Source organism: Kitasatospora sp. NPDC048715 (assembly GCF_043198905.1).
Lineage (GTDB): Bacteria > Actinomycetota > Actinomycetes > Streptomycetales > Streptomycetaceae > Kitasatospora > Kitasatospora lactacystinica.
The window spans coordinates 119,247-138,881 of sequence record NZ_JBICVH010000028.1 but is presented as its reverse complement, the minus strand read 5'-3'; the positions used below and the strand labels follow the sequence as shown (position 1 = coordinate 138,881).

Sequence of the window (19,635 nt, the reverse complement as noted above, 5' to 3'; positions counted from 1 at the left end):
CGCCGACGGCCGCATCGTCGACGAACTCCACCACCCCACCGCCGACACCGTCCTGGACCGCATGCGCCGCTTCGACGCCAAGGGCCGCACCAGCTAGTCAACCGATCCGGCCCGGCGGCCGCAGCCCGCTCACCGACCCTTCCCAGGACACCCCATGTATCGCACCGCACTGCGCAATGTGCTGGCCCACAAGGGCCGACTGCTGATGACGGCACTGGCCGTCATGCTCGGCACCGCCTTCGTGGCCGGAACCATGGTCTTCTCCGACACCTTCGGCAAGGCCATGCGGGACAGCAACTCCAAGAGCTACTCGGACGTCTCGGTCCAGGTGGTGGACCGCGCGGCCGGCTCCGCCGCCTCCGCCCGGCAGAAGAGCGAGGGCGGCTCGGCCGCCCTCACCGACGCCACCGTCCAGCAGCTGTCCGCCCTGCCGGGCACCGCCGGCGCCCGAGGCGTCGTCAGCGGCTTCACCGGCGTCGCCGACAAGAAGGGCAACCTGATCGGCCAGGTCTGGGCCGCCAAGGGCGCCAACTTCGCGCCGGGCCAGGACGGCAAGGACCCGCGCTACCCGATGGTCGAGGGCCAGGGCCCGAAGTCCGCCAAGGAGGTCGCGCTCGACCGCAAGACCGCCGACAAGGGCGGCTACAAGGTCGGCGACACCGTCCGGGTCGCCGCCAACGGCCCGGTCGTCGAGGCGAAGCTCACCGGCGTCTTCACCACCGACGACCCGGTGGTCAACACCGGCGGCTCGCTCACCCTGTTCGACCGGGCCACCGCCCAGCAGACCCTGCTGGAGCCGGGCCGCTACAGCGGCATCGTGCTCACCGCCAAGCCCGGCACCAGCCAGGACGCGCTGCTCGCCCAGGCCCAGCCCGTGGTGCCTTCCGGCCACCAGTTCGACGTCGAGACCGGCGCCAAGCTCAAGGCCGACGAGCAGGAGATGATCACCAGGAGCACCAGCAGCATGCGCACGATGCTCCTGGTCTTCGCCTTCATCTCGCTCTTCGTCGGCATCTTCATCATCGCCAACACCTTCACCATGCTGGTCGCCCAGCGCACCAAGGAGCTGGCCCTGATGCGGGCCATCGGTGCCAGCCGCAAGCAGGTCACCCGGTCCGTGCTGATCGAGGCCCTGCTGATCGGCACCGCCTCCGCCGTGGCCGGCCTGCTCGCCGGCATCGGGATCGGCGCCGGGATGCAGTCGCTGATCGGCGCGATGAACGAGAACATGCCGAACGGCTCGCTGGTGATCAAGCCGCTCACCGTCGTGGTGACGGTCGTGGTCGGCGTCCTGGTGACGGTCATGTCGGCCCTGCTGCCCGCCATGCGCGCCTCCCGGATCGCCCCGGTGGCCGCGATGAGCAGCGGCGACCAGCCGGTCTCCCAGAAGAGCCTGGTGGTCCGCAACACGATCGGCTCGGTGCTCGCCGGCGGCGGCCTCGCCCTGATCGGCTACGGCGCCTCCACCGGCAACGACAGCGGCCGGCTGCCGGTCGGCCTGGGCGCCTTCCTGGCCCTGATCGGCGTGTTCGTCCTGCTGCCGCTGCTCTCCCGTCCGGTGGTCGCGCTGGTCGGCCCGCTGCTGCGCGGTCTCGGCGGCACCCCGGGCAAGCTCGCCCAGCAGAACGCGGTGCGCAACCCGCGCCGCACCGCGGCCACCGCCGCCGCGCTGACCATCGGTCTGACCCTGGTCACCGGGCTCACCGTGATCGGCGCCTCGGTCAACGACACCATCGACCGGGCCGTCACCAGCTCGATGAAGGCCGACTTCATCGTCGGTGCCGCCAACGGCATGAGCCTGTCCGAGCAGGTGCCCGCCCAGATCGCCAAGGCCCCCGGGGTGGCCGCCTCCTCGGCGATGACGACCGCGTACTGGGACCTGAACGGCACCAGCAGGACGGTCAACGGCCTGGACGCGGCCGTCCTCGACCAGCTCGCCGACGTCGAGCTGACCAGCGGATCCACCGCCGGCTTCGGCCAGGGCCAGCTGCTGCTCGACGAGGACGCCGCCAAGAAGCTGAACGTCACCACCGGCTCGGTGCTGACCGTGGCCTACCCGGACGAGTCCGCCGGCAAGCTCACCGTCGGCGGCGTGTACAAGGCCGGCGGCATGCTCGGCCCGGTCATGCTGGCCAACAGCGAGATCGCCAAGCACGAGCCGAAGCCGTACGTCTCCGACGTCCTGGTCAAGGGCAAGGACGGCGCCACCGACGGCCTCAAGCAGGCGCTCAAGGACGCCACCGGCGCCAACCCGGTGATCGAGGTGAAGTCCAAGCAGGACGTCCGGGACGAGTTCAGCCAGACCATCACCTTCGCGCTGAACCTGATGTACGGCCTGCTGGGGATGGCGGTCCTGATCGCGATCCTGGGCGTGGTCAACACGCTGGCGATGTCGGTCTTCGAGCGCAAGCGCGAGATCGGGATGCTGCGGGCGATCGGCCTGGACCGCAGCGGCATCAAGCGGATGGTCCGTCTGGAGTCCGTGGTGATCTCGCTGTTCGGCGCCGGCATCGGCCTGCTGCTCGGCTGCTTCATCGCCTGGGCGATCAACGGCACCCTGAAGGCCAGCCTCTCCGGCCTGACCACGGTCCTGCCGTACGGCCAGCTGGCGATGTTCCTGGCGCTGGCCGGGGTGGTCGGCCTGGTGGCCGCGATCTGGCCGGCCCGCCGGGCGTCCAAGCTGGACATCCTGTCGAGCATCAAGACCGACTGACCGGTCCCGCAACGAGAGAGGTCCCCTGCCGGAGGGTTTCGGCAGGGGACCTTCTACTTCTGTACTCCGCCCGGTCGCACGGCCGGCTGAGCACCACGGAGGTCGTGGTCCGGCAACGCTGCCGGGCGGAGGGCCTCCGACTCATACCCCGGTGCTCCCACACCGGGGTCTCAGTCGCTTACTTGCTGGCGAGTGCCTTGTCGGCGGCCGGCTTGGCGGCCTCGACGGGCTTGGTGGGCGGAGTGACCTCCTGGATCGGAAGCTGCGGCCGCTCCATCTGGGCGAGGCCGACCATCTCGCGCTTGAGGAACATCGCGAGCGTCCAGTCGGTGAAGACGCGGACCTTGCGGTTGAAGGTCGGCACCATCGCGCCGTGGTACAGGCGGTGGAACCACCAGGCCGGACGGCCCTTCAGCTTGTACTTGCCGAAGAGGATCGCCACGCCCTTGTGCAGGCCGAGGCCGGCGACCGCACCGAGGTTCTTGTGCTTGTACTCCTTCTGCGGGAAGCCGCGCATGCCGGAGATCACGTTGTCGCCGAGGACGACGGCCTGGCGGCAGGCGTGCTGCGCGTTCGGCGGGCACCAGGCGCCCTCGCCGGCGGCGAGGTCCGGCACCTGGGCGTTGTCGCCGGCGGCCCAGACGTAGTCGAAGCCCTGGACCTGGAGGGTCGGCGCGGTGTCGACGTGGCCGCGCGGGCCCAGCGGCAGGCCGAACTCGGACAGCACCGGGTTCGGCTTCACGCCGGCCGTCCACACGATGGTGGAGGCGTCCATCTCCATGCCGTTCTTCAGCATGACGTGGCCGTCGACGCAGGAGTCCATGGAGGTCTCGATGTAGACCTCGATGTTGCGCTCCTCGAGCTTCTCCTTGGTCCACAGACCGAGGTCCGGGCCCATCTCGGGGAGGATGCGGTTGGCCGCCTCGACCACCACGAAGCGCATGTCCTCGCGGCTGACGGTCTTGTACAGCTTGGCCGCGTCGCGGGCCATGTCCTCGACCTCGGCGACGGTCTCGATGCCGGCGAAGCCGCCACCGATCACCACGAAGGTCAGCGCCTTGCGGCGGATCTCCTCGTCCGTGGTGGACTCGGCCTTGTCGAGCTGGGCCATGACGTGGTTGCGGAGGCCGATGGCCTCCTCGACCGTCTTCATGCCGATGCCGTTCTCCGCCAGACCCGGGATCGGGAAGGTGCGGGAGACCGAGCCGGTCGCGACGACCAGGTACTCGAAGGGCAGCTCGTAGCTGTCGCCGGCCGCGGGCTGGATGGTGGCGACCTTGCGGGCGTGGTCGATGCCGGTGACGGACCCGGTCAGCACCTCCGCCTGCTTGAGGGCGCTGCGCAGCGGCGCGACGAGGTTGCGGGGCGCGACGTTGCCGCCGGCCGCCTCGGGGAGGAAGGGCAGGTACGTCATGTACGACCGCGGGTCCACGACCGTGACGGTCGCTTCGCCGTAACGCATCTTCTTGAGGATGCGCATCGCGGCATACAGGCCGACGTAACCACCGCCGACAATGAGGATGCGAGGACGCTCCGTGGTGCTCATATCCGAAAGTATCCAGCACCGTCCGGAGCAGCCTTCGTGAGCCCGGTCACAAGATGAAGGACCCCCCGTGCTACACTGCGCGGCCGCAAAACCGGGCCCGGCACGGCGGCCCCCACCCCTGGACGGCCCCGCGCGAGCGCGCGCCGGAGCACGACCGGCCTGAGCAGCAACGATCCGCACAGCGCCCGGGTTCCCGCGCATGATTTCGAATTTCAAACCTCAAGCGAGCCCTGACCTGCGATCCCATGGGCTACCCGGCCAGCAGGCCTTCGGTCCCACATTTCGGACGTAGCGGGCGAGTGGGTGCGGCGAATGGCCGGATCGCCATGTGAAGAAATTCACGAACTTTTCCACCCGCGCTCGGGCGCGCCCCGGCCCCGGCCCCCCGAAAGGGGTGCCGGGGCCGGTCCGGGTAAGCCCCGCACGGGGTCAGGAGGCAATACCCCAGGCGATTCCGTCGAGGATGTCGTGCTCGCTCACGACCACCTCGGCGGCGCCGGTGCGCTCCATGATCTCCAGCAGCTCCAGCGCCCCGGCCGCGATCACGTCCACCCGGCCCGGGTGCATCGACGGGATGGCCGCGCGCTCGGCGTGGGTGGCGGCCAGCAGCTCCCGGGCGATCCCGGCGACCCGGTCCCGGCCGATCCGCGAGTGGTGGATCGCCGCCGAGTCGTAGCCGGGCAGGCCCTGGGCGATCGCGGACACCGTGGTGACCGTCCCGGCCAGGCCCACCAGGGTGGCCGCGCCGGTCAGCGGGACGACCTCCTCCGCCCGGTCCAGCTCCGCCCGCACGTGCGCCCGGGCGGCCTCGACCTGCTCCGCGGAGGGCAGCTCGGCGTCGCCGAAGTACCGCTCGGTGAGCCGCACGCAACCGATGTTCACCGAGCGCGCCGCCTGGACGTCGTCCGAGCCGAGCACGAACTCGGTGGAGCCGCCGCCGAGGTCGAACACCAGGTACGGACCGGGGAACTGACCGCCCGTCAGCTCCTTGGTGGCGCCCACGAAGGACAGGTGCGCCTCCTCCTCGCCGCTCACCACCTCGGGCTCGACGCCCAGGATGTCGCGCACGCCCTTGACGTACTCGTCGCTGTTCTCGGCGTCCCGGGAGGCACTGGTGGCGACGAAGCGGACCCGCTCCGGGCCGACACCGAAGCCGGCGATGATCTCCTGGTACTCCCGGCAGGCCGCGAAGGTGCGGGCCAGCGCGTCGGGGTGCAGCCGGCCGGTGCGGTCCACGCCCTGGCCCAGCCGGTTGACGATCATCCGGCGGTCGAGGTCGGTGATCTCCCCCGTCTCCGGGTCGAGGTCGGCGACCAGCAGGCGGATCGAGTTGGTGCCGCAGTCGATCGCGGCCACGCGGGTCGTGCTCACTCGGACTCCCGCTCCGCCGCGGCTTCCTCCACGGCGCGCTTCTTCGCGGCGCGCTCGGCGGTCTTCTGCTCCTTGGCGGCGATCACGGCCTCGTGGTCCTGGTCCTTGGCGCGGTTGCGGGCGACCCGCTCACCGGCGGCCTCGACCTCCGCCGGGGACACGCACGGGCCCTTGGCCCACCAGTCCTCCAGCATGCCGATCGCCTCGTCGCCGAGCGGGTTGACGCCCTCGCCGGCCGCCAGCGAGTGGCCGACCAGCACGTGCAGGCACTTCACCCGGTCCGGCATGCCGCCGGCGCTCGGGAAGCCCTCCAGCACCTCGATCGCGTCGCGCCGGGCGATGTAGTCCTCGTGCGCCCTCTGGTAGGCGGCCGCCAGCTCCGGGTCATCGGCCAGCCGGGCGCTCTGGTCCTTCATCACGCCCTCCGCCTCCAGGGTGCCGATCAGCGAGGCGGCCTTGGGGCAGGTCAGGTAGTAGAGCGTGGGGAACGGCGTGCCGTCCGGCAGCCGGGGGGCCGTCTCCACGACGTCCGGGTTGCCGCAGGGGCAGCGGTGCGCCACGCCGCGCAGGCCGCGCGGCACCCGGCCGAGCTGGGCGGCGATGGCCGCGACGTCGGCGTCGGAGACGGAGGGGTGGTTCTCAGTGGTCATGGGGGGAGGTGTCTCCAACGGGGGACGGTGGGAGGGGAAGGGGGGTGGCGGGGGCCGCCGCCGCGGTGTCGGCGGCGTCCACCGAGTCCCAGATGCCGGCGTACCAGGGCTTGGCGGCCTTCGTCCGGTCGGCGGCGCTTCCGGAGGCCGCGGTGCCGGAGGAGGCCGCACCCGCCGCGGACGAGGAGGGCTGGGCGGAGGCCCGGCCGGCCGGATCCACCGCGATGTACGGGGTCTCCCCCGGCACCGCGTAGTGCAGCCGGGCGCGGGCCTGCGCCTTCACGTACTCCGGGTCCTGCCAGCGGGCCTTCTCCCGGCGCAGCTGCTCGACCTGCTGGCGCGCGTGGTCGGCCTTCGCCCGCTGGGCGGAGATCTCGGCGCGCTGGGAGATGAACTGCCGCGTCGGGTAGGCGAGGATCGCCACCAGCGAACAGAGCACCAGGACGAGGACGGTCGCCCGGCTCGTGAACCGGGGCCGGGCCGCCAAGCCCGGGATCCTCCAGCCAGCCATCTCCCGTATCCCCTCCTGGTCGCGACGGTGCCCCGCCGTCCACCCTACGGGGTGAACGGCGGGGCACCGGTCAGGCGTGCGCTACCGGGAGCGCCCGGCCCTCGTGCTCGCCGTGCGGATCGCTCCGCGCGGCGGCCGGGCCCGGTCGCTCCGCGGAGCGGCCGTTCCTGCTACTCCGCGGAGCGGAAGCGCGGGAAGGCGCCGCGGCCGGCGTACTCGGCGGCGTCGTCGAGGATCTCCTCGATGCGCAGCAGCTGGTTGTACTTGGCGACGCGCTCGGAGCGGGCCGGGGCACCGGTCTTGATCTGGCCGCAGTTGGTGGCGACGGCCAGGTCGGCGATGGTGACGTCCTCGGTCTCGCCGGAGCGGTGCGACATCATGCAGCGGTAGCCGTTGCGCTGGGCCAGCTCGACGGCGTCCAGGGTCTCGGTCAGCGAGCCGATCTGGTTCACCTTCACCAGCAGCGCGTTGGCGGTGCCGGTCTCGATGCCGCGGGCCAGGCGGGCCGGGTTGGTGACGAACAGGTCGTCGCCGACCAGCTGGACCTTGTCGCCCAGCTTGTCGGTCATGGCCTTCCAGCCGTCCCAGTCGGACTCGTCCAGCGGGTCCTCGATGGAGACCAGCGGGTAGGCGGCGACCAGCTCGGCGTAGTACTCGATGAGCTCGGCGGCGGTGAGGTCCTTGCCCTCGAACTGGTAGGCGCCGTCCTCGTAGAACTCGGAGGAGGCGACGTCCAGGGCCAGCGCGACGTCACGGCCGGGCACGTAGCCGGCCTTCTCGATGGCCTCGACGATGAGGTCCAGGGCCTCGCGGTTGGAGTCCAGGTTCGGGGCGAAGCCGCCCTCGTCGCCCAGGCCGGTGGACAGGCCGCGCTCCTTCAGCACGCCCTTGAGCGTGTGGTAGACCTCGACGCCCCAGCGGACGGCCTCGGAGAAGGACTCCGCGCCGATCGGGGCGATCATGAACTCCTGGATGTCGACGTTGGAGTCCGCGTGCGACCCGCCGTTGAGGATGTTCATCATCGGGACCGGCAGGACGTGCGCGTTCGGGCCGCCCAGGTAGCGGAACAGCGGCAGGTCGCTGGCCTCGGAGGCGGCGTGCGCGACGGCCAGCGAGACGCCCAGGATGGCGTTGGCGCCGAGCGAGGACTTGTCCGGGGTGGCGTCCAGGTCCAGCATGGCCTGGTCGATCAGGCGCTGCTCGGTGGCGTCGTAGCCGACCAGCTCCGGGCCGATCTGCTCGATGACGGCCAGGACGGCCTTCTCGACGCCCTTGCCGAAGTAGCGGTTCTTGTCACCGTCACGCAGCTCCAGCGCCTCGAAGGCACCGGTGGAAGCACCCGACGGGACAGCGGCACGACCCGTGCTGCCGTCGTCGAGGCCGACCTCGACCTCGACCGTGGGGTTGCCGCGGGAGTCGAGGATCTCACGGGCTACGACGACATCGATGGACGGCACGAGGCATCTCCTTGCGGAAGCAGGGTCCGGTCTGACGGTGGTGCTGTCAGCAGGACGATTGCGGAGTCGTTACGACCAGAGCCTAACCGCCCGGGCTCCCGGGGCCACGTCCGCCTCGGTCCCGTCTCAGCGTGTGGCCCCACTACCCACCGGTAGTTCACCTGCTTGTCCCAGCTTGTCCCACCGGAGCGGGCGAATGCGGACGAAGGGGACCGGTAGGACCGGTCCCCTTCGGACGGCGGGGTGAGGCGGCGTCGGCACCGGGCGCGGCGGGCGGGCCGGCGGCGGGCGGGCAGGCGTCGAGCGGGCCGGCTCAGCCGAGGTGCAGCACCTGGCCGGGCATGATCAGGTTCGGGTCGCCGCCGACCGTGCCGTGGTTCTGCTCGTACAGCGCGTGCCAGCCTCCGGACACGCCCTGGGCGGCGGCGATGGTCGACAGGGTGTCACCGGCGCGGACGGTGTAGTCGTGGCCGGTGGCCTGCGGGGCCGACTGCGCGGCCTGCGGGGCGTACTGCGGCTGGGCGGCGGCCTGGCCGGCGTACTGCTGGTAGACGCTCTGGTGGCTGGTCCAGTACCAGGCGCCGTTGCTCTGGTACCAGTACACCTTGGCGTCGGCGTCCCAGCCGGCCTTGCCGGAGAAGCCCGGGGTCTGCGGCTGCGCCTGCTGCTGCGGGGCGGCCTGCTGGACCGGCTGCGCGGCGGGCTTCGAGGCCTGCTTCGGGGCCTGCTTCTGGGCGGCGGGCTGCTGCGCGACCGGCTTCTCGGCCGGCTTGGCGGCGGGCTTCGGGGTCTGCTGCTTGGGCGCGGACTGCGGCTTGGCGTCCGAGGAGGTGTCGACCGCGGCCGGGGCGCCGCCCTTGGTCAGACCGGCCTTCTGGGAGCAGACCGGCCAGGCACCCGGGCCCTGCGAGGCCAGCACCTTCTCGGCGACCGAGATCTGCTGGGCCTTGCTGGCCTGGTTGGCCTGCGGCGCGTAGGCGGTGCCGCCGTACGCCTTCCAGGTGCTGGAGGTGAACTGGAGGCCGCCGTAGAAGCCGTTGCCGGTGTTGATGCTCCAGTTGCCACCGGCCTCGCACTGGGCGACGGCGTCCCAGGTGGAGGCGGGGGCGGCGGAGGCACCGGTGGCGGTGAGGAGCGGCATCGCGAGTCCGACGCCGGCCACACCGGCGACGGCGATGGCCTTCTCGGCCTGGGTGCGACGACGGTGACGGCCAGTTCCAACGAACAGCATGAAGAGGTCCCTCTCCGCACGCCTGCGAGGTGAGCTGTCGGGTTCGGACCGGGAGGTGGCCCGGCCGCCGTATGCGGAAACGATTCCGCTCGGGCGGCTTCACCCCAAGCCGTGGGGAGACGGCAACAAACCTGGTTCCCCCGCCCCTGCCCAGGGTTCTGGTCGGTTTCCCGTGACGCGGCGGGCAGGACTCGGCGTTCCGCGTACGAGGTCCGCAGCTGCGAACTCCAGGGAGAGTAGACAGATCATCAGACCAATCACAAGCTCATATCGTCGATATCACACAATAATTACGGCGCGTGTTCGATCGCCTACCAACGGCGGTGTTATGTCCGGATTGATGGGTGTTCACACCCCCGCCGGCAGGTGGTTCGCGACGTCCCGTCAGGGCGATCTCAGCACGTCGGAGGCGTGGCGGGAGCGTGCGGAGAGGCCTGCGGAGAGGCCTGCGAAGGAGCGTGCGGAGGGGTCTGCGGAGAGGCGTGCGGGGAACGGCTCTCCGGACTGAATTCCACCGGGAGTTCGCGCAGCCCACGCATGATCAGACCACCGCGCCACCGCAGGTCGTCCGCGTTTTCCGCGAGCCGGAGATCGGGCAGCCGGGAAAGCAGCGTGGTCAGCGCGGCACGACCCTCCAAGCGGGCGAGCGGAGCGCCGATGCAGTAGTGGATGCCGTGCCCGAAGCCCAGGTGGGGGTTGTCCGTCCGGGCCAGGTCCAGGGTGTTCTCGGCCGCGAACCGGGCCGGGTCGCGGTCCGCCGCGGCGAGCACCACCAGCACCGGGTCGCCGACCGGGATGTCCACCCCGCCGATGGTCAGCGGACGGGTCGCGAACCGCCAGGTCGCCATCTCCACCGGCCCGTCGTATCGCAGGAGTTCCTCGATCCCGGTCTCCAGCAGCGCGCTCTCCCCGCGGGCCACCGACTCCTGCAGCAACCGGCGCTGCTCCGGATTGCGCAGCAGGGCGTACGTGCCGTTGCCGATCAGGTTCACGGTGGTCTCGAAACCCGCGAACAGGAGGATGAAGGCCATCGCCGCGGCCTCGTTCTCGGTCAGGTGCTCACCGTGGTCACTGGCCCGGATCAGGCCCGAGATCAGGTCGTCCCCGAGGTCCGCTCGCTTGCGGTGGATCAGCTCCAGCAGGTACGCCCGCATCCGCTTCACCGCCCGCCCCACGCCGCCGCGCTGCCCGCCGCCGTGGCCCGGCTTCGTGTGGCGCACCATCATCCCGGCCCAGTCCCGGAAGTCGTCCTGGTCCTCGGCCGGCACGCCCAGCAGGTCGCAGATCGCGTAGATGGGGAGCGGGAAGGCGAACTCGTGGATCAGGTCCGCCGAACCGCGCTGCGCGAAGCCGTCGATCAGCCGGTCGGTGAGCTGCTGCACCCGCGGCTCGAACTCCGCCACCCGGCGCGGGGTGAACGCCTTCGACACCAGCCGGCGCAGCCGGGTGTGGTCCGGCGGGTCGATGTTCAGCAGGTGGGTCATCAGGTCCGCCTGCCGCTCCCCCGGGATGCCCACCCGGCCGGTGCGGTGCGCCTGCTCGCTGTGGTGCGCCGGGTTCTTCGACAGCCGGCTGTCCGCGAGCGCCTGCCGGGCGTCCGCGTACCGGGTCACCAGCCAGGCCTCCACCCCGCTCGGCAGCGTGGTGCGGTGCACCGGGGCGTGCTCGCGCAGCCAGGCGTAGGCGGGGTACGGGTCGGAGGCGAACTCCCAGGTGAACAGCTGCGGGGCGGTGGCGTCGGACGGCGTGGCGGCGGGCCGGGCGGAGTCGGGCTGAGCTGGCATGGACCGACCGTATCCGGTGCGACGGGCACGCCCCGCTCCGGCGGGCCGCCGCTCCTCCCGCCGACGGTCCGCGGCCGTCCTGCCGATGTTCCGTGGACGGCCCATGGACGGTTCATGGACGGCCCGTTGACTGTCCGCGGACGGTCAATGGACAGCTCTTGGCCGACTCTTGGCCGCGGTGCGGGCGTGAGCCTGGTCACCTGCGGGGTAATCCCTGTTGCGGAGGGTCAGGACGTGCCTACGATCCTCCGCAGTACGCGTGGGCGCCGGTGCGGTGTCGTCCACAGGGAGGAGCAGGCCATGCGGGTCAGCGGGTCAGTCGTCGTCATCGCGGTCCTCGACGGCGGTTCGGGCGCGGGACTCGCCCGCCGGTTCGCCGCCGCCGGCGCCTCCGGAATGCTCATCGCCGACCAGTACGCCGGCATCGCCGAGGACCTCGCCGCCGAACTCGACCGGCCGGGCTGCCCCGTCGTCGGCGTCTGCGGCGACATCCGCCGCCCCAGCGACGTCGCCGCCCTCGTCGACACCGCCGAGAAGCACCTCGGACCGATCGACGTGTTCGCCGTGGCCGGCCCGGACGGCGAGCGGATCATCTCGCTGGCCGAGCTGCCCGACCACCTCGACCTGGAACGGCTCGCCGAACTCGTCGTCCTCGTCGGCGAGGCCATCGGCGAACTCGTCCCGCCGCAGCGGTGCCAGGAGCACACCGCCACGGCGGCCTGAGCGCCTACTTCCCGTCGGGCTCCCCGGTCGGCTTGAGGCCTTCGGCCGCGCGCACCGCGTCCCGGTAACCGCGCGCGGCCGACCGCAGCGCCGCGTCCACGTCCACCCCGGCGTCGTGCGCCCGCTGCGCCACCGCGAGCAGCAGCCTGCCCGCCGAGTCGGCGGTCAGCTCGACCGGCAGCTCGTACGACTCGTCCGGCACCCCCGTGAAGCCCGCCCGGCGCACCCGGGACACCAGCTTCGCCGCGTACGCCAGCGCGGGCAGCCCGGCCGGCACGCCGTCCAGCACCGACTCGCGGTCCGCCTTCTCGGCCGCCTTCAGCTGCTCCCAGTTCGCCTCCACCTCGGCGGCGCCGCCGGCCTCGACGTCCCCGAACACGTGCGGGTGCCGGTACATCAGCTTCTCGACGATGTCCCCGGCCACGTCGTCGACGGTGAACGGCTCGGTCGGGTGCTCCTCGGCGATCCGGGAGTGGAAGAACACCTGCAGCAGGACGTCGCCCAACTCCTCGCGCAGCGCCTCCCGGTCCCCCTCCTCGATCGCCTCGACCAGCTCGTACGCCTCCTCGACCAGGTACTTCACCAGGCTCTCGTGCGTCTGCTCGGCGTCCCAGGGGCAGCCGCCCGGGGAGCGCAGCCGGTCCATCACCGTCACCAGGTCCAGCAGCCGCGACCCCGGCAGGTCGTACGAGCCGGGCAGCACCTCGATCTCCGGCACCTCGCCGGCGTGCTCCACCGCCAGCCTCGCCAGCGCGTCGGTCAGCCCCGGATCCCCGTCCGGACTGCCCAGCCACACCGTCGGCCCGGCCCCGGCGGGCTGCCCGGTCAGCAGCCGCGCCAACGCGGGCACCGACCCGGCCGGCACGACCTCCACCACCACCCCGGCCTGCCGCACCGCCGGCACCTGCGGATGCCGCTCATCCCCCACCAGCACCCGCCCCGCCGACCGCAACGCCTCCCACGCCGGCCACGCCAGCAGGCCGGGAGCCACCCGGTGGGTGGTGGTCAGCAGGATCAACTTCGCGCCCGGAGTCTTCGTCGGCACAGCATTCGTCGTCACCCCCCGAACCTACCCCCGCACCCCCACCCCACCCGCCCGTTCCCCGCCCCCGGGCTCCGTTCCCGGGGCGGGACCCCGCCCGCCCGCATGAGCGCTGGAAGTCGGCCCGGCCGACTTCCTGATCCGGGATGCCAACACGCATAGGGGCACCGGATGTGGGCCGGTGGAGAACACGCCCGCCCCGGGATGTCCGGGGCTCCAAGAGGGCAGGAGCCACTGGGGATTCTCCGAGGACGGGCAGGGCGGCACGCCCCGGCCGGCACGGCGGCACCGGCACCGGGTGCCTGGGACCAGTGCCGCGCAGTGGCCCGGCCGGCGGCGGCCGGGGCCGAGGCACGGGCCCGGCACCGCGGCCCCATCCGCGCCACGAGGAGCTAACAGAACGGCGTGGTGCCCATGTCTGTTCGTGCTGCACCCGGGCATCCAGTGGGAGTGGCTGCCGCAGGAGCTCGGCTTCGGCTCGGGCATGACCTGCTGGCGCAGACTGCGCGACTGGCACGAGGCGGGGGCGTGGGACCGCCTCCACCAGGTGCTGCTGACCGAGCTGCACCGCCCGGCGAGCTGGACCGGCCGCCCGCGCCACCGGCCCCGGCAACTGTTCGCCGACCGCGGCCACGACTTCGACAAGTACCGCCGCCTGCTGCGGAAGCGCGGCATCAAGCCAGTGATCGCCCGCCGGGGCGTGCCGCACGGCTCCGGCCCCGGAGCCGTGCGCCGGGTCGCCGAGCGGACCAATGCCCGGAACCACGGCTTCCGACGCCTGCGGATCCGCTGGGACATCCGCGACGACATTCACGAGGCCTTCCTCGAACTGGCCTGCTGCGTGATCACCTACCGACGCATCCGAGCCTTGTGTCAGCTCCTCCAAGGCCCGGCCCCCAGGACGGTGGAGGCCGTGGCCGCCGGTCAGTGCTTTGCCGGGGGCCAGGGGGTGGAGGTGGGGGTGAGGGTGGAGAGGGACTGGCGGAGGCGGCGGACGGTGGGGTGGTGGGGGCCGTCGCGGCGTTCGCGGTCGAGGAGGAGGGGGAGCAGCCACTGCCAGGCGTTCTGGGGGTCGCCGGTGGCGGCGAGGTGGAGGCCGATGCGTTCGCGGAGGTCGTAGGCGCGCTCGGGGTCGGTGTCGAGGCCGGATTCGAGGCGGGCGGTGTGGGCGGTGAGGAGGGCCTGGTACTCGGCGAGGGCCTCGGCGCCGTGACCGAGCCGGTCGAGGCAGATGGCGGCGCGGTAGCGGTGGTCGAGGCCCTGGGGGCCGTGCGGGCCGCCGTCGGCGGTGGCGGCGAGGCGGCGGTACTCGGGGAGGGCCTGCTGGGGGTGGCCCTCGTGCAGGAGGGTACGGGCGTAGATGGTGCGGATGGTGCGCACCAGGGGTGCGGCGGCGCCGAGTTCGGCCTCGGCCCGGGGCAGCAGGCGGGCGGCGAGGCCGAGCACCTCGGTGTGGCGGCCGGCGTCGACCAGGTCGGAGAGCCGGGCGCACTCGGCGCCGAGGTCGGGCTCCGCGGGGACGGGGGGAGGTGTCGCGGGGGCGGGTGGCACGAGGAAGGGCCGGGGCTCGGAGCGGACCACGGGCGCCGGGGCGGCCGCCGCGGCCGGCGGCTGCGGCTGGTGCGGGTAGCGGAAGGGGCGGGCCGGGTCCGGCAGCGGGGTGTAGCGGGGCTGCGGGGCACCGTCGGCCGGGGGCAGCAGCGGGAGCAGCCGCGCGTACACGCTCCGGGCGTCGGCGGGGCGGTCGGCGGGCTGCTTGGCGAGCAGGTCGAGCACCAGCTGTTCCAGCGGCTGCGGCACGTCGGGGCGCAACTCCCGCAGCGGGACGGGTGGTTCGTCGACGTGTCGGCGCAGGACGCCGAGTGCGGTGGGGGCCCGGAACGGCTCCTCGCCGACGAGCATCTCGTGCAGCAGGCAGCCGAGCGCGTAGAGGTCGCTGCGCGGGTCGGTGGTGGCGGCGAGGGCCTGTTCGGGGGCCATGTAGGAGGGGCTGCCGACGGGCACGCCGGTGAGGGTCAGCCGGGTGGTCTCGGTGTCGAGGGCGGTGGCGATGCCGAGGTCGAGCAGGACGGTCCGGCCGTCCTCGCGGACCATGACGTTGCTCGGCTTGAGGTCGCGGTGGACCACCGGGATGGCGTGGACGGCGGCCAGCGCGGTGCACAGCTGGGCGGCGACGGCCGCCGCGCGTTCGATCGGGAAGGGCGCGTCCTCGGCGATGAGGTCGGCCAGGCTGACCCCGGGGATGCGCTGCATGACGAGGTAGAGCTCGCCCTCGTCCTCGCCCGCGTCGAAGACGGTGACCAGCCCGGGGTGGTCGAGCGCGGCCGTGATCCGGCACTCGCGCAGGAAGCGGCGGCTCAACTCGTCGCCGTGGCAGGCCCGTTCGCCTCCGGGGCCGGTCCCGCCGGGGAGCAGGTGCTCGGGGCGGAGCAGCTTGACCGCGACCGGGCGGTGCAGTCGTTCGTCCTGGCCGGCCCAGACCTGGCCCATGCCGCCGTGGCCGATCTTCTCGGTGAGCCGGTAGCGGCCGGCGATCAGCCGGGTGGCGGTCACGGCCGGTCCTCGCGGGCCTGGCGGCGCAGCAACTCGCCCAGCTCGCGCAGGTCGTGGGCGGTTTCGGGGGCGGGCGCCGAGGGGGCGGGGGCGGCGGTCGCGGTCGGCGCGACGGGACCGGGCACGGGAGCGGGAGCGTGAGCGGGCACGGGGGCCTGCGCGGGCGCCCCGTACCCGGGCACGGTGGCCCCGTACGGCGAGACGTTCGGCACCGCGTACGGCGAGAGGACCTGCGGAGCGGTGCGCGGCACGGCCTGCGGCGCCGGAGGCCCGGCCAGCCAGACCGCGCGGCTGTCCATCACCAGGAAGTGCGCCGTCGGCAGGAGCCAGAGCACGGCCAGCGTGATCTGGCCGGTGGTGTCGGCGGTCGGGTTCTTCAGGGTGCCCGCGACCCCGGCGGAGACGATCATGGCGAGCAGCAGCGCGCAGAACACCGCCGCGCCGAGGATGTCGTACGCCCGTCGGCGCCGGACCGCCAGCAGCAGCGAGGGGACGACCCCGAGCAGGCCGAAGGTGACCAGCGGGGCCAGCGCGCACAGCACCCGCACAACCACCCCGAACCGTCCGGGGATCGGGGGCGGTCCGGCCACTCCCCCCGGCCCGGCCGCTCCCCCGGGTGCGGGCGGGCCCGGCACCGGGCCCGGCGCGTACCCCTGCCCGGGCCCCGGCCCGTACGGCGCCCCGCCGGGCGGCGGTCCGAACTGCCCGGGGTACTGCCCTGACATGCGCGCTCCTGAGCTGGTGAGGACCGGCACCGAGGGCGGTGCGAGCGGTTCCGCACACCGTACCGCCCGGCCCGGCCGCTCCGGAGGGCTTCCGTCCGCCCGCTGCCGCATCGGTATCCCGCCGGTACCGCGCCGCTACTGAGCCGGGGTCACCTGCGGGCGCGCGCTGCGGGTCCTGCCGGATCGGGCCCCCGCGGGCCCGGCCCCGGTCCGCGGGGCGGGTGTCAGTCCGGCGGCGCCAGGGTGCCGGTCGCCAGGGCGTCGGTGGCGGCCTGGGCGAGGCTGCGGCCGAGGGCGGCGGCCTGGGCGAGGGCGGTGTCGAAGGCGGCGAGGCGGGCGAAGGCGGCGCCGAGGCGCTGCTGGGCGGGGAGCGGGAGGCGGGGCAGTTCGACCCGGCGGATGTCGAGCCGGGCGGTGGTGGTGGCGTGGCTGGCGGCGCGCCGGGTGCCGGCGGTGGAGCGGAACTGGCCGGCCAGGAACTCGGGGTCGAGGGCGGCCGGGTCGGGCCGCAGGAGGTGGAGCTGGCGGCCGAGGGCGGCGCCGACCAGCGGGCCCTCGGCGGGGACGACCCGGGCGGTGCCGCCGCCGAGGGCGGGGACCAGGACGTCGCCGGGGCGGGTGCGGACGTCCCCGGCCGGGCCGGGGCCGGCGGCCAGGACGGCGCTGGGCGCGGCGCCGGTGGCGAGGTCCTGGTCGGTGACGACGGGGGTGCCGCCCGAACCCGACCCGGCCGGCTTGGTGGCGGCGCCGGTGCCGGAGGAGTGCACCTCCAGCGCGCCGCCGCGGACCAGCTCGCCGATGGTGACCACCCCGACGGGAGCCGTACCGGACGCCCCGCCGGACGCAGCGCCGGCCATCCCGTCGGACGCGGCACCGGACGCGGCACCGGTCACGGCGCCGGGCCGCGGCAGCAGCGCGACCGGGTCGGGCAGATCGGCCAGCAGCTCGGCCAGCCGGCCGCCGAGGTGGGAGAGTTCGGCCGCGCCGCCGAGCGGGGCGGCGGGCGGGACGTGCCGGGCCGGGGAGAGGTCGGTCTCGTCGTCGAGCAGGTCGATGGCGGCCATCGCCCGGTGGACGCCGGGACGGTCGGCAGGGACCGGCAGGCCCTCGCGCGCGGCGAGGTCGAAGCCGCGCCAGGCCTCCAGGACGGTGCGGCGCAGCTCGGTCCAGTCGACCTTGTCCCGGCCGCCCTCGGCGGCCTGCGCCCCGGCGGCCCCGCCCGGACCGGCGAGCGCCGCCCCGGCGTCGAGCATCAGCACCTGGCGGAAGTCGCCGCCCGGCCGGGGTGCGCGCAGCACCCACAGGTGCAGCGGGACGCCGTACGGCGGGGCGGCGCCGGCCGGCAGCGCGATGACGGCCCGCAGCGCGCCGGAGCGGAGCAGTTCGGCCCGGATGCGGCGGCCGGCCCGGCGGGCGGCCACGGTCGGCGGGAGCAGCAGGGCGGCGAGGCCGCCGGGGCGGGTGTGCGCCAGGCAGTGCAGCACCCAGGCGAGTTCGGACTCGCCGCGCGGCGGGACGAGCCCGCCGGGCCAGCGGGTGTCGAACTGCAGCTCGTCGTGGCCCCAGTCGCGCTCGTTGTACGGGGGCTGGCAGAGCACGGCCTCGAAGGTGTCGCCGGGGAAGCCGTCGGCGCGCAGGGCGTCGCCGGCCCGCAGGTCGAGCGGGAGCGGGCCGGGGTCGTCGGCGGGGGTGTGCAGGGCGATCCGGAGCCGGGCGAGGGCGGCGGTGACCGGGTCGGCGTCCTGGCCGTAGCGGCCGGTGGTCGGCGGGTGGGCGAGCAGGACGGAGCCGAGGCCGACGGCCGGGTCGAGCACGGTGGCGGGGACGCCGGCGACGGCGGCGAGCAGTTCGGCGGCCTCCGGCGGGGTGGGGCTGAGCTGCCGGGTGTTGGCCTCGGCGTACCGGGTGAGCAGCTGCTCGTACGCGCCGACCGGGCCCGTCTGCGCGGCGAGTTCGGCGAGCAGCCGGGCGAGGTCCAGTTGGGTGCTGCCGAGCAGGCCCGGGAGGCCGAGGGTGCGGGCGCCGTCGGGGCCGAAGGCGTGCACGGCGGCGCCGGTGACGGCCCGGGGCAGCGCGAGGGCGAGCCGGGTGTCGGGCCGGTCGGCGAGCCCGGCCCACTGCGCGGGCTCGCGGTGCAGCAGCAGGAGCAGGGCGCCGGCCTCGACCAGCGGGGCGGCGGGGTGGCCGGCCGGGTCGCGGAGGGTGTCGACGAGCTGCCAGACCCGCTCCAGCAGCGGGAGTTCGGCGATCTTGCCCTGGGCGCGCAGCCAGGACTCGACCTCGGCGAGCGCGAAGGCCGGGCTGGCGTCGGTGCCGCCGACCGGGCGCGGGAAGTCGGGGTGGCGGCGGCGCCAGTTGCTGACCGCGGCCCGGCCGACGCCGGCCAGCCGGGCGATCTCGGCGGCGGTCACTTCGGGACGGTCCGGCACGGGGGCTCCTTCGGTGGGGGCTGCGACCGCACAGCCGGGGCGGGGGCGGGGGCTGTGACCGCACAGCATAGCGACGCACCCCTCGATCACAGTTCACATGTGAACAGAGCTCTTTCGTGAAATCGCATTGACATGGTTCACGGCCGAGTGGTGTGATCTCTCCGTCGCCACCGAACGGGGCGGCGCAGGGAAGAGCACCGATCACCGGGAGACACCCATGTCCGCGAACGCCCGCCGCACCGCCGTCCGCCGCGCCACCGCCCGGCGCGGCGCCACCCGCCGCACCGCCGTCCTGCTGCTGGGTGCCGCGCTGGTCACCCTGAGCGCGACGGCGTGCAACTCCACCGGCGGCGCCTCCGTCTCGACGGAGGCGAAGCAGACCGCGGCCGCCACCGGCTCCGGGGCCGCCAAGCCCGCCGGGGACAAGCCCGCCGACACCGGCAAGGCGCCCGCCAAGCTCGGCGACACCATCGCGCTCAAGGGCAACGACCCGGCCGACACCGCCGACGTGACGCTGGTGAAGGTGGTCGACAACGCCGAGGGCGAGGACGAGTTCACCCACCCGGCCGACGGCAAGCGCTTCGTCTCGGTCCAGTTCCGGATCAAGGCGAGCGGCAAGAAGGCCTACAGCGACGTCCCGGGCAACAGCGCCAAGGTGGTGGACGCCCAGGGCCAGGCCTTCGGCAGCACGATCGCGGACACCAAGGCCGGCCCGGGCTTCCAGGTCCCCGCCAACATCGCGCCCGGCGAGAGCGCCCTCGGCTTCGTCACCTTCGAGGTCCCGAAGGACGCCAAGCTCGACAAGGCCCAGTTCGGCCTCGACAGCGGCTTCGCCCCGCAGACCGGCCAGTGGAAGCTCGGCTGACGCAGCTGTTCACAGTCGGCCGGCCGCCGCACCGC

13 protein-coding genes, 3 pseudogenes and 1 riboswitch are annotated in these 19,635 nt (G+C 73.7%); of the genes and pseudogenes, 5 read left to right on the top strand and 11 right to left on the bottom strand.

The window, feature by feature from the left end; all coding sequences use genetic code 11:
• Together ACGFSC_RS39815 and ACGFSC_RS39810 are read left to right on the top strand one after the other, a co-directional pair.
• A pseudogene (locus tag ACGFSC_RS39815) lies at window positions 1–97 on the top strand (ABC transporter ATP-binding protein); the annotation flags it as partial.
• Window positions 98–154: 57 nt separating this feature from the next.
• Window positions 155–2,713, top strand: coding sequence for an FtsX-like permease family protein (locus tag ACGFSC_RS39810; protein WP_359909988.1), 2,559 nt, complete (start codon window positions 155–157; stop codon window positions 2,711–2,713).
• Between the two features lie 178 nt (window positions 2,714–2,891).
• On the opposite strand, the gene ACGFSC_RS39805 is transcribed toward ACGFSC_RS39810, so the two are convergent.
• The 7 genes and pseudogenes from ACGFSC_RS39805 to ACGFSC_RS39775 all read right to left on the bottom strand — a co-directional run bounded on the left by ACGFSC_RS39805 (window position 2,892) and on the right by ACGFSC_RS39775 (window position 11,263).
• A complete protein-coding gene (locus ACGFSC_RS39805; RefSeq protein ID WP_359909991.1) occupies window positions 2,892–4,259 on the bottom strand; it encodes an NAD(P)/FAD-dependent oxidoreductase in 1,368 nt (455 codons plus the stop codon).
• Window positions 4,260–4,688: 429 nt separating this feature from the next.
• On the bottom strand, window positions 4,689–5,630 hold the full coding sequence (locus ACGFSC_RS39800; RefSeq protein WP_359909994.1) for a Ppx/GppA phosphatase family protein: 942 nt from the start codon (window positions 5,628–5,630) through the stop codon (window positions 4,689–4,691).
• Window positions 5,631–5,764: 134 nt separating this feature from the next.
• A pseudogene (locus ACGFSC_RS39795) lies at window positions 5,765–6,298 on the bottom strand (DUF501 domain-containing protein); the annotation flags it as partial.
• Window positions 6,270–6,791, bottom strand: coding sequence for a septum formation initiator family protein (locus ACGFSC_RS39790; protein WP_359910000.1), 522 nt, complete (start codon window positions 6,789–6,791; stop codon window positions 6,270–6,272). The gene ACGFSC_RS39790 and the pseudogene ACGFSC_RS39795, both read right to left, overlap by 29 nt.
• Before the next feature lie 170 nt (window positions 6,792–6,961).
• On the bottom strand, window positions 6,962–8,248 hold the full coding sequence (gene eno / locus ACGFSC_RS39785; protein WP_359910003.1) for a phosphopyruvate hydratase: 1,287 nt from the start codon (window positions 8,246–8,248) through the stop codon (window positions 6,962–6,964).
• A gap of 313 nt (window positions 8,249–8,561) precedes the next feature.
• Window positions 8,562–9,479: a transglycosylase family protein gene (locus ACGFSC_RS39780; protein WP_359910006.1), complete on the bottom strand. Its 918-nt coding sequence runs from the start codon at window positions 9,477–9,479 to the stop codon at window positions 8,562–8,564.
• Window positions 9,480–9,484: 5 nt separating this feature from the next.
• A riboswitch (cyclic di-AMP (ydaO/yuaA leader) is annotated at window positions 9,485–9,653 on the bottom strand.
• Window positions 9,654–9,874: 221 nt separating this feature from the next.
• Window positions 9,875–11,263 (bottom strand): cytochrome P450, encoded by a 1,389-nt coding sequence (locus ACGFSC_RS39775; RefSeq protein WP_359910009.1) that lies wholly within the window; start codon window positions 11,261–11,263, stop codon window positions 9,875–9,877.
• Between the two features lie 300 nt (window positions 11,264–11,563).
• Between ACGFSC_RS39775 and ACGFSC_RS39770 the strand changes: the two genes are divergently transcribed.
• Window positions 11,564–11,986, top strand: coding sequence for an SDR family NAD(P)-dependent oxidoreductase (locus tag ACGFSC_RS39770; RefSeq protein ID WP_359910011.1), 423 nt, complete (start codon window positions 11,564–11,566; stop codon window positions 11,984–11,986).
• Window positions 11,987–11,990: 4 nt separating this feature from the next.
• On the opposite strand, the gene ACGFSC_RS39765 is transcribed toward ACGFSC_RS39770, so the two are convergent.
• Window positions 11,991–13,046: a MazG family protein gene (locus ACGFSC_RS39765; protein ID WP_359910014.1), complete on the bottom strand. Its 1,056-nt coding sequence runs from the start codon at window positions 13,044–13,046 to the stop codon at window positions 11,991–11,993.
• Between the two features lie 280 nt (window positions 13,047–13,326).
• Here ACGFSC_RS39765 and ACGFSC_RS39760 point away from each other — a divergent pair.
• Window positions 13,327–13,899 (top strand): annotated as a pseudogene (locus ACGFSC_RS39760) (transposase); the annotation flags it as partial.
• Between the two features lie 53 nt (window positions 13,900–13,952).
• Here ACGFSC_RS39760 and ACGFSC_RS39755 read toward each other — a convergent pair.
• The 3 genes from ACGFSC_RS39755 to ACGFSC_RS39745 all read right to left on the bottom strand — a co-directional run bounded on the left by ACGFSC_RS39755 (window position 13,953) and on the right by ACGFSC_RS39745 (window position 18,735).
• Window positions 13,953–15,581, bottom strand: a complete 1,629-nt coding sequence (locus ACGFSC_RS39755; RefSeq protein WP_359910017.1) for a serine/threonine-protein kinase — start codon at window positions 15,579–15,581, stop codon at window positions 13,953–13,955.
• Window positions 15,578–16,306 (bottom strand): hypothetical protein, encoded by a 729-nt coding sequence (locus ACGFSC_RS39750; protein WP_359910020.1) that lies wholly within the window; start codon window positions 16,304–16,306, stop codon window positions 15,578–15,580. The genes ACGFSC_RS39755 and ACGFSC_RS39750 overlap by 4 nt, the downstream gene beginning before the upstream one ends.
• A 224-nt stretch (window positions 16,307–16,530) precedes the next feature.
• Complete coding sequence (locus ACGFSC_RS39745) at window positions 16,531–18,735, bottom strand: N-6 DNA methylase (RefSeq protein ID WP_359910023.1); 2,205 nt, start codon at window positions 18,733–18,735, stop codon at window positions 16,531–16,533.
• A gap of 217 nt (window positions 18,736–18,952) precedes the next feature.
• Here ACGFSC_RS39745 and ACGFSC_RS39740 point away from each other — a divergent pair, with 217 nt between their 5' ends.
• Window positions 18,953–19,600, top strand: a complete 648-nt coding sequence (locus ACGFSC_RS39740) for a DUF4352 domain-containing protein (RefSeq protein ID WP_359910026.1) — start codon at window positions 18,953–18,955, stop codon at window positions 19,598–19,600.
• Window positions 19,601–19,635 lie beyond the last annotated feature (35 nt).

Bases quoted from the DNA above. Each gene is read 5' to 3' on its own strand.
- ACGFSC_RS39810 (WP_359909988.1), top strand. From the start codon at position 155: ATGTATCGCACCGCACTGCGCAATGTGCTGGCCCACAAGGGCCGACTG.
- ACGFSC_RS39805 (WP_359909991.1), bottom strand. From the start codon at position 4,259: ATGAGCACCACGGAGCGTCCTCGCATCCTCATTGTCGGCGGTGGTTAC.
- ACGFSC_RS39790 (WP_359910000.1), bottom strand. From the start codon at position 6,791: ATGGCTGGCTGGAGGATCCCGGGCTTGGCGGCCCGGCCCCGGTTCACG.
- ACGFSC_RS39780 (WP_359910006.1), bottom strand. From the start codon at position 9,479: ATGCTGTTCGTTGGAACTGGCCGTCACCGTCGTCGCACCCAGGCCGAG.
- ACGFSC_RS39775 (WP_359910009.1), bottom strand. From the start codon at position 11,263: ATGCCAGCTCAGCCCGACTCCGCCCGGCCCGCCGCCACGCCGTCCGAC.
- ACGFSC_RS39770 (WP_359910011.1), top strand. From the start codon at position 11,564: ATGCGGGTCAGCGGGTCAGTCGTCGTCATCGCGGTCCTCGACGGCGGT.
- ACGFSC_RS39750 (WP_359910020.1), bottom strand. From the start codon at position 16,306: ATGTCAGGGCAGTACCCCGGGCAGTTCGGACCGCCGCCCGGCGGGGCG.
- ACGFSC_RS39740 (WP_359910026.1), top strand. From the start codon at position 18,953: ATGTCCGCGAACGCCCGCCGCACCGCCGTCCGCCGCGCCACCGCCCGG.